Genomic DNA, 3,337 nt, shown 5'->3' on the forward strand with positions numbered 1-3,337 from the left:
GGAATTTAATCTTGACGATGACCTACTCTCACATGGGGAAACCCCACACTACCATCGGCGATGCATCGTTTCACTACTGAGTTCGGGATGGGATCAGGTGGTTCCAATGCTCTATGGTCGTCAAGAAATTCGGGTACTGAGTCGTAGCCAGATGGCTTCGCTTCAGCAAATTGGGTATGTGACAGCTTTCGGTGTTTTGTGAGCGTCGAACTTTCGGTTCATCTCGTCTTCACACACCGCAATCTGATGCTCTTTCGAGTAGTCAAATTGCTTGGGTGTTATATGGTCAAGCCTCACGGGCAATTAGTATTGGTTAGCTCAACGCCTCACAGCGCTTACACACCCAACCTATCAACGTCGTAGTCTTCGACGGCCCTTCAGGGAACTCAAGGTTCCAGTGAGATCTCATCTTGAGGCTAGTTTCCCGCTTAGATGCTTTCAGCGGTTATCTATTCCGAACATAGCTACCCGGCAATGCCACTGGCGTGACAACCGGAACACCAGAGGTTCGTCCACTCCGGTCCTCTCGTACTAGGAGCAGCCCCTCTCAAATCTCAAACGTCCACGGCAGATAGGGACCGAACTGTCTCACGACGTTCTAAACCCAGCTCGCGTACCACTTTAAATGGCGAACAGCCATACCCTTGGGACCGGCTTCAGCCCCAGGATGTGATGAGCCGACATCGAGGTGCCAAACACCGCCGTCGATATGAACTCTTGGGCGGTATCAGCCTGTTATCCCCGGAGTACCTTTTATCCGTTGAGCGATGGCCCTTCCATACAGAACCACCGGATCACTAAGACCTACTTTCGTACCTGCTCGACGTGTCTGTCTCGCAGTCAAGCGCGCTTTTGCCTTTATACTCTACGACCGATTTCCGACCGGTCTGAGCGCACCTTCGTACTCCTCCGTTACTCTTTAGGAGGAGACCGCCCCAGTCAAACTACCCACCATACACTGTCCTCGATCCGGATAACGGACCTGAGTTAGAACCTCAAAGTTGCCAGGGTGGTATTTCAAGGTTGGCTCCACGCAGACTGGCGTCCACGCTTCAAAGCCTCCCACCTATCCTACACAAGCAAATTCAAAGTCCAGTGCAAAGCTATAGTAAAGGTTCACGGGGTCTTTCCGTCTAGCCGCGGATACACTGCATCTTCACAGCGATTTCAATTTCACTGAGTCTCGGGTGGAGACAGCGCCGCCATCGTTACGCCATTCGTGCAGGTCGGAACTTACCCGACAAGGAATTTCGCTACCTTAGGACCGTTATAGTTACGGCCGCCGTTTACCGGGGCTTCGATCAAGAGCTTCGCGTTAGCTAACCCCATCAATTAACCTTCCGGCACCGGGCAGGCGTCACACCCTATACGTCCACTTTCGTGTTTGCAGAGTGCTGTGTTTTTAATAAACAGTCGCAGCGGCCTGGTATCTTCGACCGGCATGAGCTTACGGAGCAAGTCCTTCACCCTCACCGGCGCACCTTCTCCCGAAGTTACGGTGCCATTTTGCCTAGTTCCTTCACCCGAGTTCTCTCAAGCGCCTTGGTATTCTCTACCCAACCACCTGTGTCGGTTTGGGGTACGGTTCCTGGTTACCTGAAGCTTAGAAGCTTTTCTTGGAAGCATGGCATCAACCACTTCGTTAACTAAAAGTTAACTCGTCATCAGCTCTCGGCCTTAGAATCCCGGATTTACCTAAGATTCCAGCCTACCACCTTAAACTTGGACAACCAACGCCAAGCTGGCCTAGCCTTCTCCGTCCCTCCATCGCAATAACCAGAAGTACAGGAATATTAACCTGTTTTCCATCGACTACGCTTTTCAGCCTCGCCTTAGGGACCGACTAACCCTGCGTCGATTAACGTTGCGCAGGAAACCTTGGTCTTTCGGCGTGGGTGTTTTTCACACCCATTGTCGTTACTCATGTCAGCATTCGCACTTCTGATACCTCCAGCAAGCTTCTCAACTCACCTTCACAGGCTTACAGAACGCTCCTCTACCGCATCACTTACGTGATACCCGTAGCTTCGGTGTATGGTTTGAGCCCCGTTACATCTTCCGCGCAGGCCGACTCGACTAGTGAGCTATTACGCTTTCTTTAAAGGGTGGCTGCTTCTAAGCCAACCTCCTAGCTGTCTAAGCCTTCCCACATCGTTTCCCACTTAACCATAACTTTGGGACCTTAGCTGACGGTCTGGGTTGTTTCCCTTTTCACGACGGACGTTAGCACCCGCCGTGTGTCTCCCATGCTCGGCACTTGTAGGTATTCGGAGTTTGCATCGGTTTGGTAAGTCGGGATGACCCCCTAGCCGAAACAGTGCTCTACCCCCTACAGTGATACATGAGGCGCTACCTAAATAGCTTTCGAGGAGAACCAGCTATCTCCGAGCTTGATTAGCCTTTCACTCCGATCCACAGGTCATCCGCTAACTTTTCAACGGTAGTCGGTTCGGTCCTCCAGTTAGTGTTACCCAACCTTCAACCTGCCCATGGATAGATCGCCCGGTTTCGGGTCTATTCCCAGCGACTAGACGCCCTATTAAGACTCGCTTTCGCTACGCCTCCCCTATTCGGTTAAGCTCGCCACTGAAAATAAGTCGCTGACCCATTATACAAAAGGTACGCAGTCACAGAACAAAGTCTGCTCCCACTGCTTGTACGCATACGGTTTCAGGATCTATTTCACTCCCCTCTCCGGGGTTCTTTTCGCCTTTCCCTCACGGTACTAGTTCACTATCGGTCAGTCAGTAGTATTTAGCCTTGGAGGATGGTCCCCCCATATTCAGACAAAGTTTCTCGTGCTCCGTCCTACTCGATTTCATGACTAAGAGATTTTCGCGTACAGGGCTATCACCCACTATGGCCGCACTTTCCAGAGCGTTCCGCTAATCTCAAAGCCACTTAAGGGCTAGTCCCCGTTCGCTCGCCACTACTAAGGGAATCTCGGTTGATTTCTTTTCCTCAGGGTACTTAGATGTTTCAGTTCCCCTGGTTCGCCTCTTACGCCTATGTATTCAGCGTAAGATAACCATCTTATGATGGCTGGGTTCCCCCATTCAGACATCTCCGGATCAAAGTCTGTTTGCCGACTCCCCGAAGCTTTTCGCAGGCTACCACGTCTTTCATCGCCTCTGACTGCCAAGGCATCCACCGTATGCGCTTCTTCACTTGACCATATAACCCCAAGCAATCTGGTTATACTGTGAAGACAACATTCGCCGAAAATTCGAATTTCTCAACTAAGAGAACTCACAAATTTTACCTTAGCCTGATCCGTTACCAGTGAAAGTAACGTTCAGTCTATCTTTCTATCACATACCCAAATTTTTAAAGAACG

At 50.8% G+C, this 3,337-nt stretch carries 2 rRNA genes; both read right to left on the reverse strand.

Annotation, left to right across the window (positions count from 1 at the left end):
- Positions 1-9 precede the first annotated feature (9 nt).
- Positions 10-125, reverse strand: a 5S ribosomal RNA gene (gene rrf, locus HBO23_RS33515).
- 157 nt (positions 126-282) lie between these two features.
- Positions 283-3,174: ribosomal RNA gene (locus tag HBO23_RS33520) — 23S ribosomal RNA — on the reverse strand.
- Positions 3,175-3,337: the final 163 nt, after the last annotated feature.

This window comes from Pseudomonas sp. WS 5532, from assembly GCF_012985445.1.
Classification (GTDB): Bacteria; Pseudomonadota; Gammaproteobacteria; order Pseudomonadales; family Pseudomonadaceae; genus Aquipseudomonas; species Aquipseudomonas edaphica.